The sequence below is a fragment of the Streptomyces sp. NPDC001492 genome (genome assembly GCF_053597275.1).
The window spans coordinates 68796-90307 of record NZ_JBSFHW010000035.1; the positions used below are offsets into that span (position 1 = coordinate 68796).

At 71.1% G+C, this 21512-nt stretch carries 18 protein-coding genes; 14 read left to right on the forward strand and 4 right to left on the reverse strand.

Features of this window, described 5'->3' with window-relative positions; all coding sequences use genetic code 11:
- Positions 1–13: 13 nt before the first annotated feature.
- From hutU to hutI, 4 genes are read left to right on the forward strand one after another with little or no spacing between them, the layout of a single operon-like run.
- Positions 14–1678, forward strand: coding sequence for a urocanate hydratase (gene hutU / locus ACWC1K_RS35255; protein ID WP_450836997.1), 1665 nt, complete (start codon positions 14–16; stop codon positions 1676–1678).
- 35 nt (positions 1679–1713) lie between these two features.
- Positions 1714–3093, forward strand: coding sequence for an allantoate amidohydrolase (locus tag ACWC1K_RS35260; RefSeq protein ID WP_450837034.1), 1380 nt, complete (start codon positions 1714–1716; stop codon positions 3091–3093).
- On the forward strand, positions 3090–4451 hold the full coding sequence (locus tag ACWC1K_RS35265; protein WP_450836998.1) for a formimidoylglutamate deiminase: 1362 nt from the start codon (positions 3090–3092) through the stop codon (positions 4449–4451). Before ACWC1K_RS35260 ends, ACWC1K_RS35265 begins: the two co-directional genes overlap by 4 nt.
- 38 nt (positions 4452–4489) lie before the next feature.
- Complete coding sequence (gene hutI, locus ACWC1K_RS35270; RefSeq protein WP_450836999.1) at positions 4490–5662, forward strand: imidazolonepropionase; 1173 nt, start codon at positions 4490–4492, stop codon at positions 5660–5662.
- A gap of 13 nt (positions 5663–5675) precedes the next feature.
- On the opposite strand, the gene ACWC1K_RS35275 is transcribed toward hutI, so the two are convergent.
- Together ACWC1K_RS35275 and ACWC1K_RS35280 are read right to left on the reverse strand one after the other, a co-directional pair.
- Positions 5676–7259: a ricin-type beta-trefoil lectin domain protein gene (locus ACWC1K_RS35275; RefSeq protein WP_450837000.1), complete on the reverse strand. Its 1584-nt coding sequence runs from the start codon at positions 7257–7259 to the stop codon at positions 5676–5678.
- Positions 7260–7446: 187 nt separating this feature from the next.
- Positions 7447–8376: an RNA polymerase sigma factor SigF gene (locus tag ACWC1K_RS35280; RefSeq protein ID WP_450837001.1), complete on the reverse strand. Its 930-nt coding sequence runs from the start codon at positions 8374–8376 to the stop codon at positions 7447–7449.
- Between the two features lie 238 nt (positions 8377–8614).
- Between ACWC1K_RS35280 and ACWC1K_RS35285 the strand changes: the two genes are divergently transcribed.
- The 7 genes from ACWC1K_RS35285 to ACWC1K_RS35315 all read left to right on the forward strand — a co-directional run bounded on the left by ACWC1K_RS35285 (position 8615) and on the right by ACWC1K_RS35315 (position 15518).
- Positions 8615–8992 (forward strand): STAS domain-containing protein, encoded by a 378-nt coding sequence (locus ACWC1K_RS35285; protein WP_351482804.1) that lies wholly within the window; start codon positions 8615–8617, stop codon positions 8990–8992.
- A 228-nt stretch (positions 8993–9220) separates the two neighbouring features.
- Positions 9221–9748, forward strand: coding sequence for an ATP-binding protein (locus tag ACWC1K_RS35290; protein WP_450837002.1), 528 nt, complete (start codon positions 9221–9223; stop codon positions 9746–9748).
- 303 nt (positions 9749–10051) lie between these two features.
- Positions 10052–11314: a serine--tRNA ligase gene (gene serS, locus ACWC1K_RS35295; protein WP_450837003.1), complete on the forward strand. Its 1263-nt coding sequence runs from the start codon at positions 10052–10054 to the stop codon at positions 11312–11314.
- A gap of 182 nt (positions 11315–11496) precedes the next feature.
- Entirely contained in the window at positions 11497–12177 is a 681-nt protein-coding gene (locus tag ACWC1K_RS35300) for an LPXTG cell wall anchor domain-containing protein (RefSeq protein ID WP_450837004.1), read from the forward strand.
- Between the two features lie 133 nt (positions 12178–12310).
- Positions 12311–13147, forward strand: a complete 837-nt coding sequence (locus ACWC1K_RS35305) for a hypothetical protein (RefSeq protein WP_450837005.1) — start codon at positions 12311–12313, stop codon at positions 13145–13147.
- Positions 13144–14226: a hypothetical protein gene (locus ACWC1K_RS35310; protein WP_450837006.1), complete on the forward strand. Its 1083-nt coding sequence runs from the start codon at positions 13144–13146 to the stop codon at positions 14224–14226. The genes ACWC1K_RS35305 and ACWC1K_RS35310 overlap by 4 nt, the downstream gene beginning before the upstream one ends.
- Complete coding sequence (locus ACWC1K_RS35315; RefSeq protein WP_450837007.1) at positions 14223–15518, forward strand: hypothetical protein; 1296 nt, start codon at positions 14223–14225, stop codon at positions 15516–15518. Before ACWC1K_RS35310 ends, ACWC1K_RS35315 begins: the two co-directional genes overlap by 4 nt.
- 69 nt (positions 15519–15587) lie before the next feature.
- Here ACWC1K_RS35315 and ACWC1K_RS35320 read toward each other — a convergent pair whose 3' ends face one another.
- Positions 15588–17093 (reverse strand): peptide MFS transporter, encoded by a 1506-nt coding sequence (locus ACWC1K_RS35320; RefSeq protein WP_450837008.1) that lies wholly within the window; start codon positions 17091–17093, stop codon positions 15588–15590.
- 301 nt (positions 17094–17394) lie between these two features.
- On the opposite strand from ACWC1K_RS35320, the gene ACWC1K_RS35325 reads away from it, so the two are divergent.
- The gene (locus ACWC1K_RS35325; protein WP_030941720.1) at positions 17395–18072 is read left to right on the forward strand and encodes a response regulator transcription factor; all 678 of its coding nucleotides are present in this window, start codon (positions 17395–17397) and stop codon (positions 18070–18072) included.
- 167 nt (positions 18073–18239) lie between these two features.
- The gene (locus ACWC1K_RS35330) at positions 18240–19514 is read left to right on the forward strand and encodes an ATP-binding protein (protein WP_450837009.1); all 1275 of its coding nucleotides are present in this window, start codon (positions 18240–18242) and stop codon (positions 19512–19514) included.
- A 130-nt stretch (positions 19515–19644) separates the two neighbouring features.
- Here the strand turns inward: ACWC1K_RS35330 and ACWC1K_RS35335 are convergent, their stop codons facing one another.
- A complete protein-coding gene (locus ACWC1K_RS35335; protein WP_450837010.1) occupies positions 19645–20160 on the reverse strand; it encodes a GtrA family protein in 516 nt (171 codons plus the stop codon).
- A gap of 197 nt (positions 20161–20357) precedes the next feature.
- Between ACWC1K_RS35335 and ACWC1K_RS35340 the strand changes: the two genes are divergently transcribed.
- Complete coding sequence (locus tag ACWC1K_RS35340; protein ID WP_450837011.1) at positions 20358–21497, forward strand: 5-(carboxyamino)imidazole ribonucleotide synthase; 1140 nt, start codon at positions 20358–20360, stop codon at positions 21495–21497.
- Positions 21498–21512 lie beyond the last annotated feature (15 nt).

Here is a 21512-nt window from a genome sequence, read left to right on the forward strand (position 1 = left end):
TAGGAGGCAGACCATGTCAGGACCCCGCCCCGTACGAGCGCCGCGCGGTACGGAACTGAGCGCCCTGGGATGGCAGCAGGAAGCCGCCCTGCGGATGCTGCAGAACAACCTCGACCCGGAGGTCGCCGAGCACCCCGACAAGCTCGTCGTCTACGGCGGCACGGGCAAGGCGGCCCGCGACTGGCGCTCCTTCGACGCCATGGTGCGGACCCTGAAGGGGCTGAAGCAGGACGAGACCATGCTGGTCCAGTCAGGCCGCCCGGTCGGCGTCATGCAGACCCACGAGTGGGCCCCGCGCGTCCTCATCGCCAACTCCAACCTCGTCGGCGACTGGGCCAACTGGGAGGAGTTCCGCCGCCTGGAGGCCCTCGGCCTGACCATGTACGGCCAGATGACCGCCGGCTCCTGGATCTACATCGGCACCCAGGGCATCCTCCAGGGCACCTACGAGACCTTCGCCGCCGTCGCCGCGAAGAAGTTCAACGGCACTCTCGCCGGGACGATCACGCTGACGGCCGGCCTCGGCGGTATGGGCGGCGCCCAGCCCCTCGCCGTGACCATGAACGACGGCGTCGCCATCTGCATCGACTGCGACCCTCGCGCCATCGAGCGCCGCATCGAGCACCGCTACCTGGACGTCAGGGCCGACAGCCTGGAGCACGCCCTCCAGCTCGCGGTCGAGGCCCGCGACGCTCGCCGCCCGCTCTCCATCGGCCTGCTGGGCAACGCCGCCGAACTGCTGCCCCGCATGCTCGCCGAGGGCGCCCCCATCGACATCGTCACCGACCAGACCTCGGCGCACGACCCGCTGTCGTACCTGCCGGTGGGCATCGACTTCGACGACATGGCGGACGCGGCGGCGAAGGACCCGGCCGGGTTCACGGTGCGCGCGCGGGAGTCGATGGCCAGGCACGTCGAGGCGATGGTCGGCTTCATGGATGCCGGTGCGGAGGTCTTCGACTACGGCAACTCGATCCGCGGCGAGGCCCAGCTCGCGGGGTACGAGCGGGCGTTCGCGTTCCCCGGTTTTGTGCCGGCGTACATCCGGCCGCTGTTCTGCGAGGGCAAGGGGCCCTTCCGGTGGGCCGCGCTGTCGGGTGAGGCGTCCGACATCGCGAAGACCGACAAGGCGATCCTGGACCTCTTCCCCGAGAACGAGTCCCTCGCGCGCTGGATCAAGATGGCGGGGGAGCGGGTCCACTTCCAGGGTCTGCCCGCGCGTATCTGCTGGCTCGGCTACGGCGAGCGGGACAAGGCCGGGGAGCGGTTCAACGACATGGTGGCCTCCGGGGAGCTGGCGGCTCCGCTCGCCATCGGGCGCGACCACCTCGACTGCGGGTCCGTCGCCTCGCCGTACCGCGAGACCGAGGCCATGCTCGACGGCTCGGACGCGATCGCCGACTGGCCGCTGCTGAACGCCATGGTGAACGTGGCGTCGGGTGCGTCGTGGGTGTCCATCCACCACGGTGGCGGTGTGGGCATGGGGCGGTCCATCCACGCGGGGCAGGTGTCCGTGGCCGACGGCACCAAGCTGGCGGGCGAGAAGGTCCGGCGGGTGCTGACGAACGACCCCGGGATGGGTGTCATCCGGCATGTCGACGCCGGGTACGACATCGCCGAGTCGGTCGCCGACGAGCGGGGTGTGCGGGTTCCCATGCGCGAGGGTGACGACGCGTGACCCTTCCGGGAGATGAGCGGGGCGGCAGCCGTCCGGTGGGGGCCGAGGCCTCGTCGCCGACTGCGGGTTCGGCTGTGCCCACCCGTTCCGCCCTGCGGAACGACTGCCCACAGCCTGGACGGTCCGAGGTCCAGCAGCCTGGACGGTCTGACGCCCGACAGTCTGGACAGGCGGGCGCCTCGCAGCCTGGCGGTGGTGGCTCGTTCCACTCCATGTGGCGGGAGTTGCTTCCCATCGGGCGGCACGCCGAGTCTCGTGGTTACCGGCGCTTCGCCTGGACCGGGGCCGATGTCGAGTGTCGGGCCTGGTTCCAGGAGCAGGCCAAGGCCCGTGGGCTGGCGTACGAGGTCGACCGGAACGGGAATCAGTGGGCCTGGGCCGGGGATCCGGGGGCCGGGGACGCCGTCGTCACGGGGTCGCATCTCGACTCCGTGCCCGACGGGGGTGCCTTCGACGGGCCCCTGGGCGTCGTGTCCTCCTTTGCCGCGCTCGACGAACTCCGCGGCAGGGGAGTGGAGTTCAGCAAGCCGCTCGCCATCGTCAACTTCGGTGACGAGGAGGGCGCCCGGTTCGGGCTGGCCTGCGTCGGGTCGCGGCTCACGGCCGGGCAGCTCACCGTCGAGAACGCCCACAAGCTGACCGACGGGGACGGGATCAGCCTGCCCAGGGCCATGGAGGCCGCCGGGTACGACCCGGAGGCCATCGGGGCGGACCCGGAGCGGCTCGGGCGCATCGGGGCTTTCGTCGAGCTGCACGTCGAGCAGGGGCGGGCGCTGGACCTTTCCGGCGACCGCGTCGGCATCGCCAGCGCCATCTGGCCGCACGGCCGCTGGCGGTTCGACTTCCGGGGCGAGGCCAACCACGCCGGTACGACCCGGCTCGTCGACCGGCGCGACCCCATGCTGTCGTATGCCGAGACCGTGCTCGCCGCCCGCCGGGAGGCCGAACTGGCCGGTGCCGTCGCCACCTTCGGCAAGATCGCCGTGGAGCCGAACGGCGTCAACGCCATCCCCTCGCTGGTGCGCGGCTGGCTCGACTCCCGCGCCGAGGACCAGGAGCGCCTCGACGCCGTGGTCGGCGGGATCGAGCACGCCGCCCGCGAGTACGCCGCCGCACACGGCATCGACCTCGACGTCGTCCGTGAGTCCTTCACGCCCGTCGTCGAGTTCGACCACGCCCTGCGCGACGAACTGGCCCGCATCCTCGGCAAGGACACCGACATCACGGTTCCCGTCCTGGGTACCGGTGCCGGACACGACGCCGGAATCCTCTCCGGGAGCATCCCGACCGCCATGCTGTTCGTGCGCAACCCCACGGGTGTCTCGCACTCCCCGGCCGAGTTCGCCGCCGAGGACGACTGCGTGGCCGGGGTCCTCGCACTCGCCGACGTACTGGAAGGGCTGGCCTGCAGGTGACGCACTCCGACACGCGGACGTACTGGCTGGAGCACGCCTGGCTCGACACCCACGTCGAGCCGGGGGTCGCCGTCGAGGTGGCGGACGGCCGCATCACCGCCGTCCGCACCGACGTGCCCACCCCGCCCCCCGGCGCCGAGATCCTGCGCGGACTCACCCTGCCCGGACTGGCGAACGCCCACTCGCACGCCTTCCACCGCGCCCTGCGCTCCACCGTCCAGGTCGGCTCCGGCACCTTCTGGACCTGGCGCGAGGTCATGTACGCGTTCGCCGACAAGCTGACCCCGGAGACCTATCACGCCCTCGCCCGCGCCGTGTACGCCGAGATGGCGCTGGCGGGCGTCACCTCCGTCGGCGAGTTCCACTACGTCCACCACGCCCGCGGCGGCACCCGCTACGCCGACCCCAACGCCATGGGCGAGGCCCTCATCGCGGCCGCCGCCGACGCCGGCATCCGCATCACCCTCCTCGACACCCTCTACCTCGCCTCCGGTCTCTCCAACCGGCCCGGCGGCGAGCCTCCCAACACCCACCAGCTGCGCTTCTCCGACGGCAGTGCGGAGGCCTGGGCCGAACGCTGTTCAGTTCTCAAGGAACGGGACCACGCGCGGATCGGGGCGGCGATCCACTCCGTACGGGCCGTGCCCGCGGGCCAGTTGGCGACCGTGGCACGGTGGGCCGAGGAGCGGGGCGCCCCGCTCCATGTGCACCTGTCGGAGCAGACCGCCGAGAACGAGGCGTGCCTGGAGGTCCACGGGTGCACCCCGACCCAGCTCCTCGCCCTCCACGGGGTGCTCGGCCCGCGCACCACCGGCGTCCACAACACCCATCTCACCGCCGAGGACATCTCCCTCATCGGCGGCTCCGGCACCGGCACCTGCATGTGCCCGACGACCGAGCGGGACCTCGCGGACGGCATCGGACCGGCCGTCGCCCTGCAGAACGAGGGCTCCCCGCTCTCCCTCGGCTCCGACAGCCACGCCGTCATCGACCTGTTCGAAGAGGCACGCGCGATGGAGCTCAACGAGCGCCTGCGCACCCGCAGCCGCGGCCACTGGACCGCCGCGGCACTGCTGCGCGCGGCCTCGGCCGACGGTCACGCCGCCCTCGGCTGGGACGAGGCGGGCAGGATCGAACAGGGCGCCCTCGCCGACCTCACGACGATCGCGCTCGACTCGGTCAGGACAGCGGGGCCGCTGCCCAGGCTCGGCGCCGAGACCGCCGTATTCGCCGCGAGCGCGGCGGACGTACGGCACACGGTCGTGGGCGGCCGGCACGTCGTGCGCGACGGCGTGCACGCGCTCGTACCGGATGTGCCGCAGGCCCTGGCACAAGCCGTCGAAGCCCTGCGCGGCTGACCACAATCCCCCGTCCGGCCACCCACGAGGACACGACGATGAGCAGCACCGTCATCACCAACATCGCCACGCTGGTCACCAACGACCCCTCCCTCGGTGACGGCTCCCCCCTCGGACTGATCCAGGACGCGGCGCTCGTCATCGACGGCGACCGCATCGCGTGGACCGGTGAATCAAGCAAAGCACCCGCCACTGACAACCGGGTCGACGCCGGCGGCCGGGCGGTCCTCCCCGGCTTCGTCGACTCGCACTCCCACCTGGTCTTCGCGGGCGACCGGACCCAGGAGTTCAACGCCCGGATGTCCGGGCGGTCCTACAGCGCGGGCGGCATCCGCACCACCGTCGCCGCCACTCGCGCCGCGAGCGACGAGGAGCTGGAGGCCAACCTCACCCGCTACCTCGCCGAGGCCCTCCGCCAGGGCACCACGACCTTCGAGACGAAGTCCGGATACGGCCTGACCACCGAGGACGAGTCCCGCGCCCTGCGCATCGCCGCCGCCCACACCGACGAGGTCACCTACCTCGGCGCCCACATCGTCTCCCCCGACTACGCCGACGACCCCGCCGGCTATGTCGCCCTGGTCACCGGTGAGATGCTCGACGCCTGTGCGCCGTACGCCCGTTGGATCGACGTCTTCTGTGAGAAGGGCGCCTTCGACGGCGACCAGGCCCGCGCGATCCTCACCGCGGGCAAGGCCAGGGGCCTGCACCCGCGCATCCACGCCAACCAGCTCTCCTACGGCCCCGGCGTGCAGCTGGCCGTGGAACTGGACGCGGCCAGCGCCGACCACTGCACCCACCTCACGGACGCGGACGTCGACGCGCTCGCGGGCAGCGCCACCGTCGCCACCCTCCTGCCCGGCGCCGAGTTCTCCACCCGCGCCGAGTGGCCGAACGCCCGCCGTCTCCTCGACGCGGGCGCCACCGTCGCCCTCTCCACCGACTGCAACCCGGGCTCGTCCTTCACCTCGTCCGTGCCGTTCTGCATCGCCCTCGCGGTGCGGGACATGGGGATGACCCCGGACGAGGCGGTCTGGTCGGCCACGGCGGGTGGCGCGGTGGCGCTGCGGCGGGACGACATCGGCCGCCTGACCCCCGGCGCATACGCGGACCTGATCGCCCTCGACGCCCCGAGTCACGTCCACCTCGCCTACCGGCCGGGCGTGCCGCTGGTCACCGGGGTGTGGCGCCGGGGCGTGCGGGAAGTCTGACCGGGCCTCCTGATCAGGAGGCCCCCGCGCGCCACCGCTGCTCGGCACCGCCGTCCAGCGGTCGCAGCGACAGCCCGTCGCCCCCGTACGGCGTCAGCGCCGTCTCGATGGCGATCGCGGGCCGGATCACACCGTCGGCATCCACCGTGAACCGCAGGTTCTGGCCGTTCCTGCTGTACACCGAGTCGCACTCCCAGATGCCCACGCCCCTGTCCACATCGCCCCGGCTGTCCAGGCAGAAGTCCGGGTCGGCGGCCGACTGCACCACCCCGCGCGCGGAGTCGACGCGCCAGCGCTGGGTGCGGGACGAGGAGCAGGGGGCCGTGATGACGTCCGTGCCCTTCTCGAAGTCGCCGTCGCGGACGTCCAGGCACCGGCCGGTGGCCACGTTCACGATCTGCGCGAACGTGCCGTCCGGGGCGTGGGTGGGGGAGGGGGAGGGTTTCGGAGACTTGGAGGGGGACTTCGAGGGCCGTTTGGAGGGGGTGGAACTCCGCTTCGGTGAAGGCGACTTGCTGCTCGCCGACGGTGACGGCGACGGCGAAGGGGCGGCGGAGACCGTGACCGTGACCGGCGCCGGGATCGTCGGCGTACCCACCGAGCCCGCCGCCTCCTGGGGCGGCGAGGACGGTGAAGCGGCCTGGGAGAGCAGGAAGATGAGCAGGGGCGCCAGGGCCACTCCGACGGCGACCGAGGTCAGCAGGAGACGCCGGGAGGGAGGCCAGGGTGAGACGTCCGCACGGACCTTGGGGCGCGGCGCCTCGGGCCTCGTGACATACGCCTTGCCCGCCCACGGCAGCAGGCCCTCGGCCAGCGCGGTGCGGGGCGCGTCGCGCAGGGCCGACAGTTCCTCGTAGGCCGTCGTGCAGTGGGCGCAGTGCACCATGTGGGCCCGCAGGTCGGCGCTGGTGCGCGGGCTGTGGGGCCGTACCGACTCCTCGATGAGCCGGCCGAAGTTGCCGCACCGCGGGTCGGCCGAGGCCGTCAGGCGGGCACGCAGGCACGCCTGGCCCATGGCCTGCAGGGCGGAGGCCGTCTCGTGGCCCACGTCCTCGCGGGTCAGGCCGAGGAAGGCCGCCGTCCCGTCCTCCGTCTCCTGCTCCACGATGCCGTACCAGACGAGGCCCTGGGCGCGGGACGGGAGGGACCGGAAGGCGGTGAGCATGGGCGGTACGGGGACGTCGGGGCCCGCCGTGGTCAGGAGGAGCAGCAGGCCCGGGTCGAGACCGCCGGCTCGCTCGCCGGCCGCCCAGGAGGCGGCCAGTTGCCCGGTCAGCAGCAGGAGTTGAAGCCGGAGGGGGACCAGGGGTTCGGTGCCGCGTGCCGTCTGCCGGGCTGCCAGGGTGAACGCCTGCGCGGCCAGGTCCCGTGCGGCGGACTCGCTCGCCGTGCACAGCCGGGCGTAGCCGAGGACCGACGGCTGGTGGCGGGCGCGGAGTTCCTGGAGGGCCGGATAGAGGGTGGGGGCGCTGGTGCGCAGCAGTTCGGTCAGCCGCGCGTCGGACGCGCCCGCAAGCACCTCGTTCCGGGGGATGCCCCCGGACCCCCGGCCGCTCCCGGTCTCGACTCCGTCGTCGGTCCCGTCGGCCCGAGCCATCCGCCCGCCTCCTTGCACCCTTGCTGCCCGCCGGGATATTGACCTACCGGCGGGTATGGGGGCCCATAGTGATGGATGGAAACCTCTGGGGAAAGAGTTTCTGTGGGTAACCCAGGGAACGCCCGAGCGCGGCCCGCCCGGCAACCGGACGGACCGCGCTCGCAAAGAGGCGTCACAAGGGGGACCGTCACTCCTCGAGCGTCAGGCCCTTGCGCAACCGCGTCAGCGTCCGCGACAGCAGCCGCGACACATGCATCTGCGAGATGCCGAGCTCGTCGCCTATCTCGGACTGGGTCAGGCCCGCGACGAAGCGCAGGGAGAGGATCTGCCGGTCCCGGGGCGGGAGTTCGGCGATCAGCGGCTTCAACGACTCGACGTACTCGATGCCTTCGAGCCCGTGGTCCTCGTACCCGATCCGGTCCGCGAGCGCGCCCTCGGCGTCGTCCTCCTCGGGCTGGGCGTCCAGCGAGGAGGCGGTGTAGGCGTTCGACGCCGCCATGCCCTCGACGACCTCGTCCCTGGTCAGCTCGAGGCGCTCCGCGAGCTCCGCCACCGTGGGCGCCCGGTCCAGCTTCTGGGCCAGCTCGTCACCGGCCTTGGCCAGGTCGAGCCGGAGCTCCTGCAGCCTGCGCGGTACGCGCACGGACCACGAGGTGTCGCGGAAGAAGCGCTTGATCTCGCCGACGATGGTCGGCATGGCGAACGTGGGGAACTCGACGCCCCGCGCCAGTTCGAACCGGTCGATCGCCTTGATCAGGCCGATCGTGCCGACCTGGATGATGTCCTCCATCGGCTCGCTCCGTGAGCGGAAGCGGGAGGCGGCGAACTTGACCAGCGCGAGGTTGAGCTCGACGAGGGTGTTACGCACGTACGAGTATTCGTGCGTGCCTTCCTCGAGGGACTCAAGGCGCTCGAAGAGGGTCTTGGAGAGCGCTCGGGCGTCTACCGGTCCCACTTCGTCGTACGGGGGGATCTCCGGAAGGCCTGCCAGCCCGGCAGGCGTGTCTGGGTCGCTGCTCTCGATGCTCTCGATGGGATCCAGATGTTCCGGAGGGGATGCCGACGTCGCCTCCTGGGTATGCGATGCGTCGAGCCGGGGTGACATGATGTCCTCCATCGTTCTCGGCATATGGCTGCCGAAGCCGGTGCGTGCACTGCGGTGTGCGGCGCCTCCAAAGCCGGGCCGTGTCGGTTACGTATCCCTACTAGCCCTACCCGCTTTCCCACGCCCGCCGCAAGTGCGTTCTGTGGGGATATGTCCGTTTGCGTGCGGTTGTTCGGGTGTCGGAGAGTGTGAGGAAGGCGTAGTGTTCGAGGGCGTGAGTCAGCAGCCACGACGTCGGGAGAAAGACGGCATGGACCGCGGGACGGTCGGCAGCGCACAGTCGGGCCGGCTACTGGTGGAGGTCGGGGAAGAGGGCTCCAGCGCCGTCGTGACCCCGGTGGGTGAGTTGGATCACCACACCGCCGATCTGTTGCGTGAGCCACTCGAGGAATGCCTCGCCAAGGGATTCAGCCGGCTGGTGGTCGACTGCACACGGCTGGAGTTCTGCGACTCCACGGGCCTCAATGTGCTGCTCGGCGCACGCCTGAAGGCGGAGGCCGCGGGGGGCGGGGTGCATCTCGCGGGGATGCAGCCCGTGGTGGCGCGCGTCTTCGAGATCACCGGGGCGGAAGCGGTCTTCACCGTCCATGACACGCTCGAGGCGGCCCTGGCCGACGAGGCCGGCTGACGCCGGCTGAGCCCGGCCGACGCCCCGAGCCCGTGTCCCGACCCGCTCACCCCTGTGTGACCGGCACTTTCCGGGCGCCACGCGCTCCGGGCCGAATAAGGGGGTGTTCTGCCGGTTCGGTCGGGCAGGAGACATCCTGTCGGCAGGGGTACGTAATGACTCTTGGATCGTGAACTGACTCTTGAATCGTGAACTGGTGAATCGGTGAAGCGGTGAGGTGAAGCGCTGATGAGCACCACCCGGCCTTACTCGCCGGGCGACCGCGGCCCGGAGCCGAGCGGCGCTTCCGGGGCGTCCGAGGGCGACGGGACCCCGTCGTCGGCTGCGCCCGCGTCGTCCGCGGGCAGCGGCCAGGTCCGCAGGCTGAACTTCGACGGCGAGAGCGGTGTCGTGCCGCTCGCCCGCGACTTCACCCGCCAGGCGCTGTACGCGTGGGGCTGGCTGCCCGCCGCCACGGCCGACCAGCGGGCCGCCGCCGAGGACGTGCTGCTGGTCGTCTCGGAGCTGGTCACCAACGCCTGTCTGCACGCCGAGGGCCCGGACGAGCTGTGGATCTCCTGCGACAACAAGGTGATCCGCATCGAGGTCTCGGACAAGGGCTCGGGCCAGCCGGCACCCCGCACCCCGCACCGCGCGGGCCGCCCCGGCGGACACGGCATGTTCATCGTGCAGCGGCTCTGTCTGGACTGGGGCGTCGTACGGACACCGGGAGTGACCGGCAAGACCGTGTGGGCGGAGCTGGGCGCCCCGGCGTAAGGCGGCGAGAAATTCGTTTCCGCCGGTGGGGCAGGCTCTCTACCCTCGTCTGCAACGCGCTGACGGAGACAAGTAGCCCAGGTCCACGCGACCGAAGCGAATCCACTCCCGAGTGCGGGGAGGAAATGCCCCGCCGGCCGGCCCCCGTCATCGGGCCAGAACGAGGCCGTCGTACAGCCACGAGATGCGTTCGTACGGCGGTGAAGGCGTGGTGGCACCGCGAGCACCCTCTCGCCCACGCCCCGAGGGACCATCCCCGGGGCGGCGCCTGCCGCTCCGGCAGAACCGGACGGAGCGCGCACCATGCTCGACGTCACCCTCATCCGAAACCGTCCTGACCAGGTTCGCGCGGCCCTCGCCAAGCGGGCCGTCGATGCCGACATCCCGGCCTTCCTCGCCCTGGACGCCGCCTTCCGCGAGGCCCGGACGGCCGTGGAGCGGCTGCGCGGCGAGCGCAGGCGCATCTCGGCGGACATCGCCGTACTCCGCCGGGCCGGCGAGAGCGCCGAGGAGCTCCAGGCAGCGGCCGGGGCCCTGGCCGACCGGCTGGCCGCAGCCGAGGCCGGGCTCGACCGGCTCGCACGCCGGCACCAGGACTTCCTCGACGCCCTGCCCAACCTCCCGGACGACGACGTCGTCGCGGGCGGCAAGGAGAACAACCAGGTCGTACGGGCCGTGGGCGCCCCGCCCGCGTTCGGCTTCACGCCCCAGGACCATGTGCGGCTCGCCCAGGACCTCGGCCTCGTCGACTACCGGCGGGGTGCGGCACTCGCGGGCAGCGGCTACTGGATCTACCGGGGCGAGGGCGCGGCCCTGGAGTGGGCGCTGCTCAACCACTTCCTCGACACCCACCGCCGGGCGGGCTACGAGTTCGTGCTGCCACCGCACCTGCTCACCCATGAAGCGGGCTATACGGCCGGACAGTTCCCGAAGTTCGCCGACGAGGTCTTCCGCGTGGACGAGCACTTCCTCCTGCCCACCGCCGAGACCGCCCTGGCCGGCCTGCACCGCGGCGAGACCCTCGACGAGCGGGAGCTGCCGCTCAAGTACGTCGCCTACACGCCCTGTTACCGCAAGGAGAGCGGCGGCCACCGCACCGCGGACCGGGGCACCCTGCGCGGCCACCAGTTCAACAAGGTCGAGCTGTTCCAGTACACGCGCCCGGCGGACTCGGACGCCGCTCAGCTCGAACTGCTCGCCCGTGCGGAGGAGTTGGTCGCCGGACTCGGCCTGCACTACCGCGTCACCAAACTCGCGGCCGGGGACACCAGCCCCGCCCAGGCCAAGACATACGACGTGGAGGTCTGGCTGCCGAGCCTGGAGGCGTACGCCGAGGTCAGCTCGGTGTCGAACGCCCGCGACTACCAGGCGCGACGCGGCGCCATGCGCTACCGCCCGGCCGGCGGCGGCAGACCCGCCCATGTCCACACCCTCAACGCCTCGGGTCTCGCCACCAGCCGCCTGCTGCCCGCGCTCCTGGAACAGCACCAGCGGGCCGACGGGACGGTTGCCGTGCCGGAGGTGCTGCGGCGGTGGGGAGTGCCGGACGTCCTGCGAGCGCACTAGCCGGGGTTACCCACGGTCACCCCCTCCACTCGAACCCCTTCCCGTGCGCGCCGGATCCCCACAACTCCGGCGCGCACCTTCTCTTCCCTCCTCAAGGGCCCGGGCGTACCTTGACGGCCGAATCTGATGTGCCGTCAGGAAGTGGCAGGGGAACCCGAGGATCTCGAAGAGGGAGCGGAATCGTGTCGTACCGGAATCGAACCGCCGCGCTCGCGTCCGCCGCGGCCCTGGCCGGCTCGGCGGTGCTGCTCGCCGCCCCCGCGGCCGAGGCCACGGTCGTCGACGTCAACTACCAGTGCAAGACGCCGATCGGCAACAAGAGCGCCGTCTCGCCCATCGACATCAAGAGCGTCAAAAGCGGCAGCGGCTACAGGCTCACCATGTCGTGGCAGAAGGGCGTCTCCTCCAGCCCGGTCGAACTGGGCAAGGGTGCGATGAACCCGAGCGCCACCATCAAGCTGGGCGGCGCCGACAGCGGCACGGTGTCCGTCTCCGGGCCCGCCAACCAGGCCGCGATCCCCGCCAACACCCCGATCAAGATCAATGACTTGACCGGCACGTACACGCCGAAGAAGACCGGGAAAGTGACCTTCACGCCGGGCATCCTGACGATCAAGGCGCTCGGTACGACGACGACGTGCACACCGTCGAACAATCCGGGGCCGGCGCTCAGCCTTGAGGTGACGGCCGCGGGGGGCTCCGCCGGGGGCAGCCGGAGCGGTACGGACTCCGGCGGGTCCCTGCCGCAGACCGGGCCGGATGACTCGGCCGTTGCGCTGGGCACGCTCGGTGGGACGGTGCTGCTTGCGGGCGCGGCGGGCGCCCTGTGGCTGACTCGGCGGAACCAGGCGGTTCGCCGCTGAGGCCCTGCCGGGGAGGTGCCGTCTGTTGTCTGCGGGTTCGTCGTGGCTGGTCGCGCAGTTCCCCGTGCCCTGAGGGGCGCTTCCCTTCAGGGTGCTGCGGCAGCGCAGTTCGCATGATCACTGGAGCCGCCGGATGTTGTCTGCTGTCCGTGTCCTGCTTGTGTCCCTTCTGTTCGTGCTGACCGCTGCGCCTGCGGCTTCCGGTGCCGACGGGTGGTCGTTGGTGCCCTCGGGCGGTGGGCGGCCCTCCGTCTACGCCGAGGGTGCGCCCGGGGCCGTTCTGCAGGATGCGGTGTCCGTGGCCAATCGGAGCGGGCGGGCGGTCACGGTGTGGCTGAGCGGCAGTGGGGTTCCGGTCACCTTTGCCGCCGAGCGGGTGCGGGTGCCCGCCCGTACCCGGGCCGACGTGCCGTTCACGGTGAGTGCGCGCGGCGACCGCAGGGGCGAGATCGTCGCCCGGGACCAGGACGGCCGCAGGGCCGCGGTCCCGGTCCGGCTGCGGGTGGGGGGACCGGCGCTGTCGGCGCTGACCGTCGAGCACGTGGTGGTGCGTGGTGACCGCATCACCTACGACCTGGTCAACCGCGGCACCACGGTCCTCGTGCCGACCCTCGCCGTGCACGCCGACGGCGTCCTCGGACCGGTCCTCGACCGGGCCCCCCGCACCCTGCCCGTCCGCCTCCGCCCCGGCCACCGCCTGCGTCTCGCCGAACCCTGGCCCGACCGCCCCGCCCTGGACTCGGTCGACGTCCGGCTGACCGTGACGGCGGCGGGCGGCGCGCACGACTCGGCCGGTGCGTCGGCGCGGTTCGTGCCATGGGGAGCGGTGACGGGGGTTGCGGGTGCGGTGGTGGCGGGGGGTGCGCTGCTTCTCGTACGGGGCCGACGACATCGCAGGCCCCGTACGGCCGATGGCGAGGCACCCGAACCCCCGCGTACGGACGTCGAGTTGACGGGAGCGGTGACGTGAACGGCAAGCTGCGGATCACGGCGTTGCCGGTGGTGCTCGCGCTGCTCCTGCTGCCCCTGGCGGGCACGGCGGCGGCGGACGGGCCGACCGTCAAGCTCTCCAGGTCCCAGGCCGGTACCGGCGGTTCGATCACCGTCAGCGGCAGCGGGTGGCGTTCGCACGCCCTGCTGATGATGCTGATCTGCGGGCAGGCGACCCCGTCCCGGGGGGTGATCGGCGGCACCAACTCCTGCGCCAACTCGGACGGAAGGGCCGTCACCACCGACGCCAAGGGCTCCTTCAGCAAGAAGCTGCCGGTCGCGGAGCCGCCGGTGCCGTGCCCGTGCGTGGTGCACGTGGCGACCGTCGAGGGTGCGAAGGCGCAGGCGGACGCGGTCCTCCAGGTGGCCGGGCACGCCGTCGAACCACTGCCCGCCGAGCCCTCCGGCGGGCGTCTGTCGGTCCTCACGGACACCCGGCTCGACGGGTCGAGCGGACTGCTCACCTGGTTCGGCGCGCCGCCCGCACGCACCCTCGTGTTCACCGTCGGCAACGCCGGCACCACCGCGATCAAGAACCCGGTCTTCCAGCTGGGCACCTCGCACGGGGTGTTCGCCCCGCAGTGGGAGGACCAGGAGTGGCGCGGCACCCTCGCACCCGGCAAGAAGGCGCAGATCAGACTCCCCGTCGAGCTGACGGCGGGCGCGCACGGCGACTACACCGTCTCCCTCAAGTACAGCGGCAGGGTCCTCGCCGAGCAGCCCTGGGGCGTGGGCCGCCCGTGGGGCGTGACCCTGTTCTGGCTGCTGGTCTGTGTGGTCGTGCCGGCCGCGGTGTTCCGCGCCGGGATGGCGGTCGTGGACCGGGTAAGGCCGCGCCGCGCCGGCGGCCTCCGGCACCGGGGGATCCGCCTGCCCGAACTTGCCCGGCGCATGCCGAAGTTCCCTGCCGGGGCGGCGGCTCAGGAGCCCCCCTCGAACTCGACCCTGCCGTGGTTCACCCCGGACTCCGATCCGGGCACGGCCGGTCGGCTCTCCGCACCGCACCACGACGACAGCCCGACGAGTCCTACGACTCCCACCAGGAAGGGACCCCCGTGAGAAAGCGCAGGAGAGTCACACCGGTCGGCAGCGGGAGAGCGGGTGCGGTGGCCGCCGCGCTGGTACTGGGCTCGGCAGGCATCCTGCTGGGCCTGGCCGCCGGGCCCGCGCAGGCCGCGGAGGTGTCCTTCGCGACGCACTGCGTGCCACCCGCGGGCATCACTCCCGTCGACGGCACCACGAAGGTCGAGATCACCGCGCCGGCCACGGCCAAGGTGGGCGACACGGTGGACGTCGTATGGAAGTTCGTCCAGGCCGCTTCCAAGAACCCGGACATCATCGATCTGCCCGCCAACTCGGTCCAGCCGTCCGGGGTGTTGAAGGCGGCAGGCGCGCAGGCCGCCGACATCGCCATGCAGGGCACGCGCACGAACCCGGCCATCCCCAAGGGCGGCGCCATGGTGCTGTCCGACATGAAGGGCACCCTGAAGCTGACGGCACCGGGCGCGGTGACGCTGACCCCGGACGCGTACACCGTCAACGCCATGTCGACGGACACCAAGTGCACGCCGAAGGAGACCGTGCAGAAGGCGGCGACGATCCAGGTGTCGCCGGGCGACGGCAGCTCGTCGAGCACCACACCCGAGCCGACGGACTCGGCCTCCCCGTCGTCCTCGCCGTCCGCGTCGGCCTCCGCTTCCGCCAGTGACGGCACCGGCAGCGGCCAGACCGACTTCACCGGCAAGGAGGTCGACATCCCCTACACCTGCCAGTCGCCCATCGGTGAGAAGAAGGCGACCTCGCCCATCCAGATCGACGCCCGGAAGAACGGCGGCAGTTTCGACCTCACCGTGCAGTTCAAGAAGTCCGTGATGGACAGCCCGGCCGACATCCCCAAGGGCTCGGTGAAGCCGTCGATGGAGGTGGTCCTGGGTGGCGCCGACAAGGGCACGGTGCACGTCGAGGGCCCGACGAACGCCAAGGACATCAAGTCCGGCGAGCCCATCGAGATCCCCGACCTGACGGGCACCTACAAACCCGGCGCGGACGGGAAGTCGACCCTGTCCCCGGGCGTCCTCACGATCAACGCCCTGGGCACGACGACCACCTGCAAGCCGGACAGGACCGAGGTCTCCCTGACCCTGGACACGACCCAGCAGGCGAGCGGCGCGGCGGGTGGTTCGTCGTCGACGTCCGGCGGCACGTCGTCCACCGGTTCGTCGAGCGGCGGCCTGGCGGAAACGGGTTCGGACAGCCATGGGGCCGTGAAGGCTCTGGGGCTGGTGGCAGGCACGGCGGTTCTGCTCGGCGCGGCGATCTTCACGTTCCTGCCGGGCCGCCGGGTTCGGTAGCGGCCTGGAGGGACAACGGAGAGGGCCGCTGCACCGCCGGGTGCAGCGGCCCTCTCGGGCAAGGCCACGTCAGTGCACGTCGCCCATCAGCTTGTTGACCTTGCTGCGGAACATCCACACCGCGACACCCGCGATCACGGCGAGCGCCGCCTCCAGGGCGACGAAGCCCGTCTTGTCGAGGTTGACCCCGCCGACAGCCGGGTTCGACAGCAGGGCCGTGATCGAGTCGCCCGCGGTGACCGCGAGGAACCAGACGCCCATCATCTGGGAGGCGTACTTCTTCGGCGCCATCTTCGTCGTCACGGACAGACCCACCGGGGACAGTGTCAGCTCACCGATCGTCTGGACGAAGTAGATCGCGACCAGCCACATCGCCGCGGCCTTGTGACCGCCCCCGGCGATCGACAGCGGGGCGAGGAAGAGGAAGAACGACGCACCGATCAGCACCAGGCCGGAGGCGAACTTCACGATCGTGCTCGGCTCCTTGCCGCGCCGGTTCAGCCACAGCCACAGCCAGGCGAAGACGGGCGCCAGGGCCATGATCATGACCGGGTTGACCGACTGGTACCAGGAGACCGGGAAATCCCAGCCGAAGAGGGTGTTCTCGGCCTTGCCGTCGGCGAAGAGCGACAGGGTCGAACCGCCCTGGTCGTAGATCATCCAGAAGACGGCGGCGGCCACGAAGAACCAGACGTACGCCGACACCTTGGAACGCTCGGCCGAGTCCAGGTCCTTGTCCCGGCGGATGCGGGCGATGACGAAGATCGGCACGATCAGACCGATGAGGGTCAGCGGGATCAGCGCCCAGTTCAGGGTGAAGTGGCCGGAGAAGCCGACGACACCGTAGAAGACCGCGGCGATCGCCAGCCAGACCAGGCCCTTGCGCAGTGTGGCGGACTTCTCCTCGGCGGACAGCGGCGTGGGGACGACGCTGCTCTTCTCGCTCAGGTGACGGCTGCCGAGCAGGTACTGGGCCAGACCCAGCGCCATGCCGAGCGCGGCCAGCGCGAAGCCGACGTGCCAGTTGTACTTCTCACCGACGGTGCCGATGACCAGCGGCGCGGCGAAGGCGCCCAGGTTGATGCCGATGTAGAAGAGCGTGAAGCCACCGTCACGGCGCGGGTCCTCCGGACCCTTGTAGAGGTGACCGACCATCGTGGAGATGTTGGCCTTCAGCAGACCCGAGCCGATGGCGACGAGGCCGAGGCCGACGAAGAAGCTGGCCGCGACCGGCAGCGCCAGGCACAGGTGGCCGAGCATGATGACGATGCCCGCGACGGCCACCGTCTTGCGGGGGCCGAGGAAGCGGTCCGCGACCCAGCCGCCGGGCAGGGCGAGCAGGTACACGAGCGACACGTACACCGAGTAGATCGCAGTCGCCGTGCCCGCGTTCAGGTGCAGGCCACCCGGGGCAACGAGGTAGAGCGGGAGCAGGGCCCTCATGCCGTAGTAGGAGAATCGCTCCCACATCTCGGTCATGAAGAGGGTGGCCAGTCCGCGAGGGTGGCCGAAGAAGGTCTTCTCGGAGCCGGGGGTGTCCGGGCGGACCGAGTCCTTCGTCAGGCTGGACGCCATGGTCGTTCCTTGCTGTGCTGGTGGGGGTTTACCGCACACAAAAGAGACCTTCGGCGTCAAATCGCTGCCAAAGGTCCCCGCAGTGCTACAGGCGTTGTTTCACCATACGGCAGGACACTGCCGGATATGGAAGGACTTGAGACGGGGATCACAGGCGGAGGTGGAACCATACACGCCTATTCCAAGGTCTCTTCGACGATCACACCGCACAGACACAGGTTCGCTCCGAAGCGTCCAAAGGTAAGAATCACGGGTGCCGATCACACCACAGCACCTGTCAAGAGCGGACTACCATCACCTCATGACCCGTGTACTGCTCGCCGAGGACGACGCGTCCATCTCGGAGCCGCTGGCCCGTGCCCTGCGCCGGGAAGGTTACGAGGTCGAGGTGCGCGAGGACGGACCCACCGCGCTCGACGCCGGAAACGCCGGCGGCATCGACCTGGTCGTGCTGGACCTCGGTCTGCCCGGCATGGACGGCCTCGAGGTCGCCCGCCGGCTGCGCGCCGAAGGCCACACCGTGCCGATCCTCATCCTGACCGCGCGTGCCGACGAGGTGGACACCGTCGTCGGCCTCGACGCCGGTGCCGACGACTACGTCACCAAGCCCTTCCGGCTCGCCGAACTGCTCGCGCGTGTCCGGGCCCTGCTGCGGCGCGGTGCGGCCGAACCGGCGCAGCCGCCCGCCACGCACGGCGTGCGGATCGACGTCGAGTCGCACCGGGCGTGGATGGGCGACGAGGAACTCCAGCTCACCGCCAAGGAGTTCGACCTGCTGCGGGTGCTGGTGCGGGACGCCGGCCGCGTGGTGACCCGGGACCAGTTGATGCGGGAAGTCTGGGACACGACTTGGTGGTCGTCGACCAAGACGCTGGACATGCACATCTCGTGGCTGCGTAAGAAGTTGGGCGACGATGCGGCGAACCCGCGGTACATCGCCACCGTGCGGGGTGTGGGTTTCCGGTTCGAGAAGAGCTAGTTCGCTACGCGCGTTGTGTGGCTGCGGGTGCGTGGGGGCTGGTCGCGCCCACGCGGCGGAGCCGCAAAGCGGCGCGGCCCCGCGCCCCTGAGGGGGTGCCCGGGCCCGGCGCTCTCATGCTCCCACCGGCACACTGATCGTCGTAGAACCGTTGCCCGGAGGGCCCCGTGCGTCGTCGTCTCATTCAGTCCACGCTTGCCGTCGTGCTCGTGGTCATCGCCGTCTTCGGCGTGTCCCTCGTCATCGTCGAGACGCGAACCATCAGCAACAGCGCCCAGGAGCGGGTGAGCTCCGAGGCACAGCGGCTGGCCAGCATCGTGGACAGCCGGCTCATCGGGGCCGGGACGGTCAGCGCGGAGGTGCTGAAGGGGCAGGTCACGGGGGAGCGGTACGCCGTGATCGCGATCCCGGGGCAGCCGGCCATCGCGGTCGGCACCAAGCCCGAGGGCGAGGTCATCCGCGGCCGGGCGACGGGCGAGGAGGGCGAGCGGGTCGTCGTCGAGGAGCCGCGTTCGACGGTGAGCCGGGAGGTCGGCCGGACGCTGCTGATCATCGGACTGGTCGCGCTGCTCGCTGTGGTGGCCGCCGTGCTGCTGGCCATCCGCCAGGCCAACAAGCTGGCCTCCCCGCTCACCGACCTCGCCGAGACCGCCGAGCGGCTGGGTTCCGGCGACCCGCGGCCCCGCCACAAGCGCTACGGCGTTCCCGAGCTGGACCGGGTGGCGGACGTGCTGGACTCCTCGGCCGAGCGCATCGGCCGCATGCTCACCGCGGAGCGGCGCCTGGCCGCCGACGCCTCCCACCAGCTGCGCACACCGCTGACCGCGCTGTCGATGCGGCTCGAGGAGATCACCCTCACCGACGACCCGGACACGGTGAAGGAGGAGGCCAATGTCGCCCTCACCCAGGTCGAGCGGCTGACGGACGTGGTGGAGCGGCTGCTGACCAACGCCCGTGACCCCCGCACCGGCAGCGCCGTCCCCTTCGACCTCGACGAGGTCATCCAGCAGCAGCTCGCCGAGTGGCGGCCCGCCTACCGCCAGGCCGGGCGGGCGATCGTGAGCTCCGGCAAGCGGCATCTTCAGGCGGTCGGCACACCGGGCGCGGTCGCCCAGGTGCTGGCGGCGCTGATCGAGAACTCGCTGATGCACGGCGGGGGCACGGTGGCGCTGCGGACCCGGGTGACCGGCAACCAGGCGGTCGTGGAGGTCACCGACGAGGGACCGGGCGTGCCCGCCGACCTCGGCGCGCGGATCTTCGAGCGCACGATCAGCGGACGGAACTCCACGGGCATCGGGCTGGCGGTGGCGCGGGACCTGGCGGAGGCCGACGGCGGCCGTCTGGAGATGCTGCAGACCCAGCCGCCGGTGTTCGGCCTGTTCCTGTCGCGCACGCCGCTGAAGCGGCCGCCGGCGGAGGACGAGGAGCCGATGGTCCGCTAGGCACTCCGCCAGGGAGTGCCGCGATGGGCCGTCGGGTTGTCTGCGGCTTCACCGCGGCTGGTCGCGCCCGCGCGGCGGAGCCGCATTCAAGACACAGCCCCGCGCCCCCTCGGGGCGCTCCGGCGGCGGTTCAGCTGACGCGCGCCTCGGGCTTCGGACGGGGGGCCTCGGCCGTCTCGGCCGCTTCCAGGAACGATTCGGCGTCGGCGACGGCATCGTGGACGGGCAGGGCCTTGAACACCCAGGTGCGGTACGACCAGAACCGGAACAGTGTGCCGATGCCGATGCCGACGACCTTGAAGATGTTGCGCTCCAGCGAGCTCTCCCAGCCGAAGCCGTAGATGGCCGCGTACAGGATGCCGTTCTCGATCACCAGGCCGACCGCGCTGAAGGCCAGGAAGAGCGAGAGCTCCTTGGTCCGGGCGCTCTTGTCGCGGTCACGGTAGGTGAAGTAGCGGAACCCCAGGTAGTTGACGCCGATCGCGACCACCGTGGCGATCACGTTGGCGCGTACGGCCTGCAGGCTCGTGAGGTGCCACAGCAGATTGGAGACTCCGAAGTTCACGACGGTGCCCAGGGCACCGACCGCACCGAACTTGGCAACCTCGTGTGCGAGCCTTCGCAGCCCGGCGGAACCATGTCCCATGGCCGTGCAGGCCCCCATTCGGTCGGTTTCGTCAACTCAGCCATGCTAACCACCCCCCCTTCTCAAACGCCTGTCGTTGTGCTCACAGACGGGATAGAGGTGGGGAAGAGGACAGGAAAAGCCCGGAAAGGCGGGAGTAAGAGGCCCCGGAAACGGCCGGAATCCGGCCGACCTGGCGTGGCCGATACCCTAGGGGCGTGACGTTCCCGGTAGTCGGCATGGTCGGCGGGGGCCAGCTCGCTCGTATGACACACGAGGCAGGCATCCCGCTGGGCATCAGGTTCAAGCTCCTCAGTGACACCCCTCAGGATTCCGCGGCGCAGGTCGTCGGCGATGTCGTCATCGGCGACTATCGCGACCTCGACACGCTGCGTGAGTTCGCGAGGGGCTGCGATGTGATCACCTTCGATCACGAACATGTACCCACCGAGCACCTCAGGGCGCTGGAGGCGGACGGCATCCCCGTGCGCCCCGGCCCCGACGCGCTCGTGCACGCCCAGGACAAGGGCGTGATGCGCGCGCGGCTCGACGCGATCGGTGTGCCGTGCCCGCGGCACCGGATCGTGACCGATCCGGCGGACGTGGCCGCCTTCGCGGCGGAGGGGGACGGCTTCCCGGTCGTCCTCAAGACCGTCCGCGGCGGCTACGACGGCAAGGGCGTGTGGGTCGTCGACGACGTGACCGAGGCCGAGGACCCGTTCCGCGCGGGCGTCCCGGTCCTCGCCGAGGAGAAGGTCGACTACGTACGGGAGCTGGCGGCGAACGTCGTGCGCTCCCCGCACGGCCAGGCGGTCGCCTACCCGGTCGTCGAGTCCCAGCAGGTGAACGGCGTGTGCGACACCGTGATCGCGCCCGCGCCCGACCTGGACGAGACCCTCGCCCTGCGGGCGGAGGAGATGGCGCTGCGCATCGCGAAGGAGCTGGACGTCGTCGGCCACCTCGCCGTCGAGCTGTTCCAGACCCGCGACGGCCGCATCCTCGTCAACGAGCTGGCGATGCGCCCGCACAACTCCGGCCACTGGAGCCAGGACGGGGCGATCACCTCCCAGTTCGCCAACCACGTCCGCGCGGTCCTCGACCTGCCGCTCGGCGACCCGCGCCCGCGCGCCAAGTGGACCGTGATGGTCAACGTGCTCGGCGGCGACTACCCGGACATGTACTCCGCGTATCTGCACTGCATGGCCCGCGACCCCCAGCTGAAGATCCACATGTACGGCAAGGACGTGAAGCCCGGCCGCAAGGTGGGCCACGTCAACACCTACGGCGACGACCTGGACGACGTCCTCGAGCGCGCACGTCACGCAGCCGGTTACCTGAGAGGCACGATCACCGAATGACCACCGCCGCCGGCC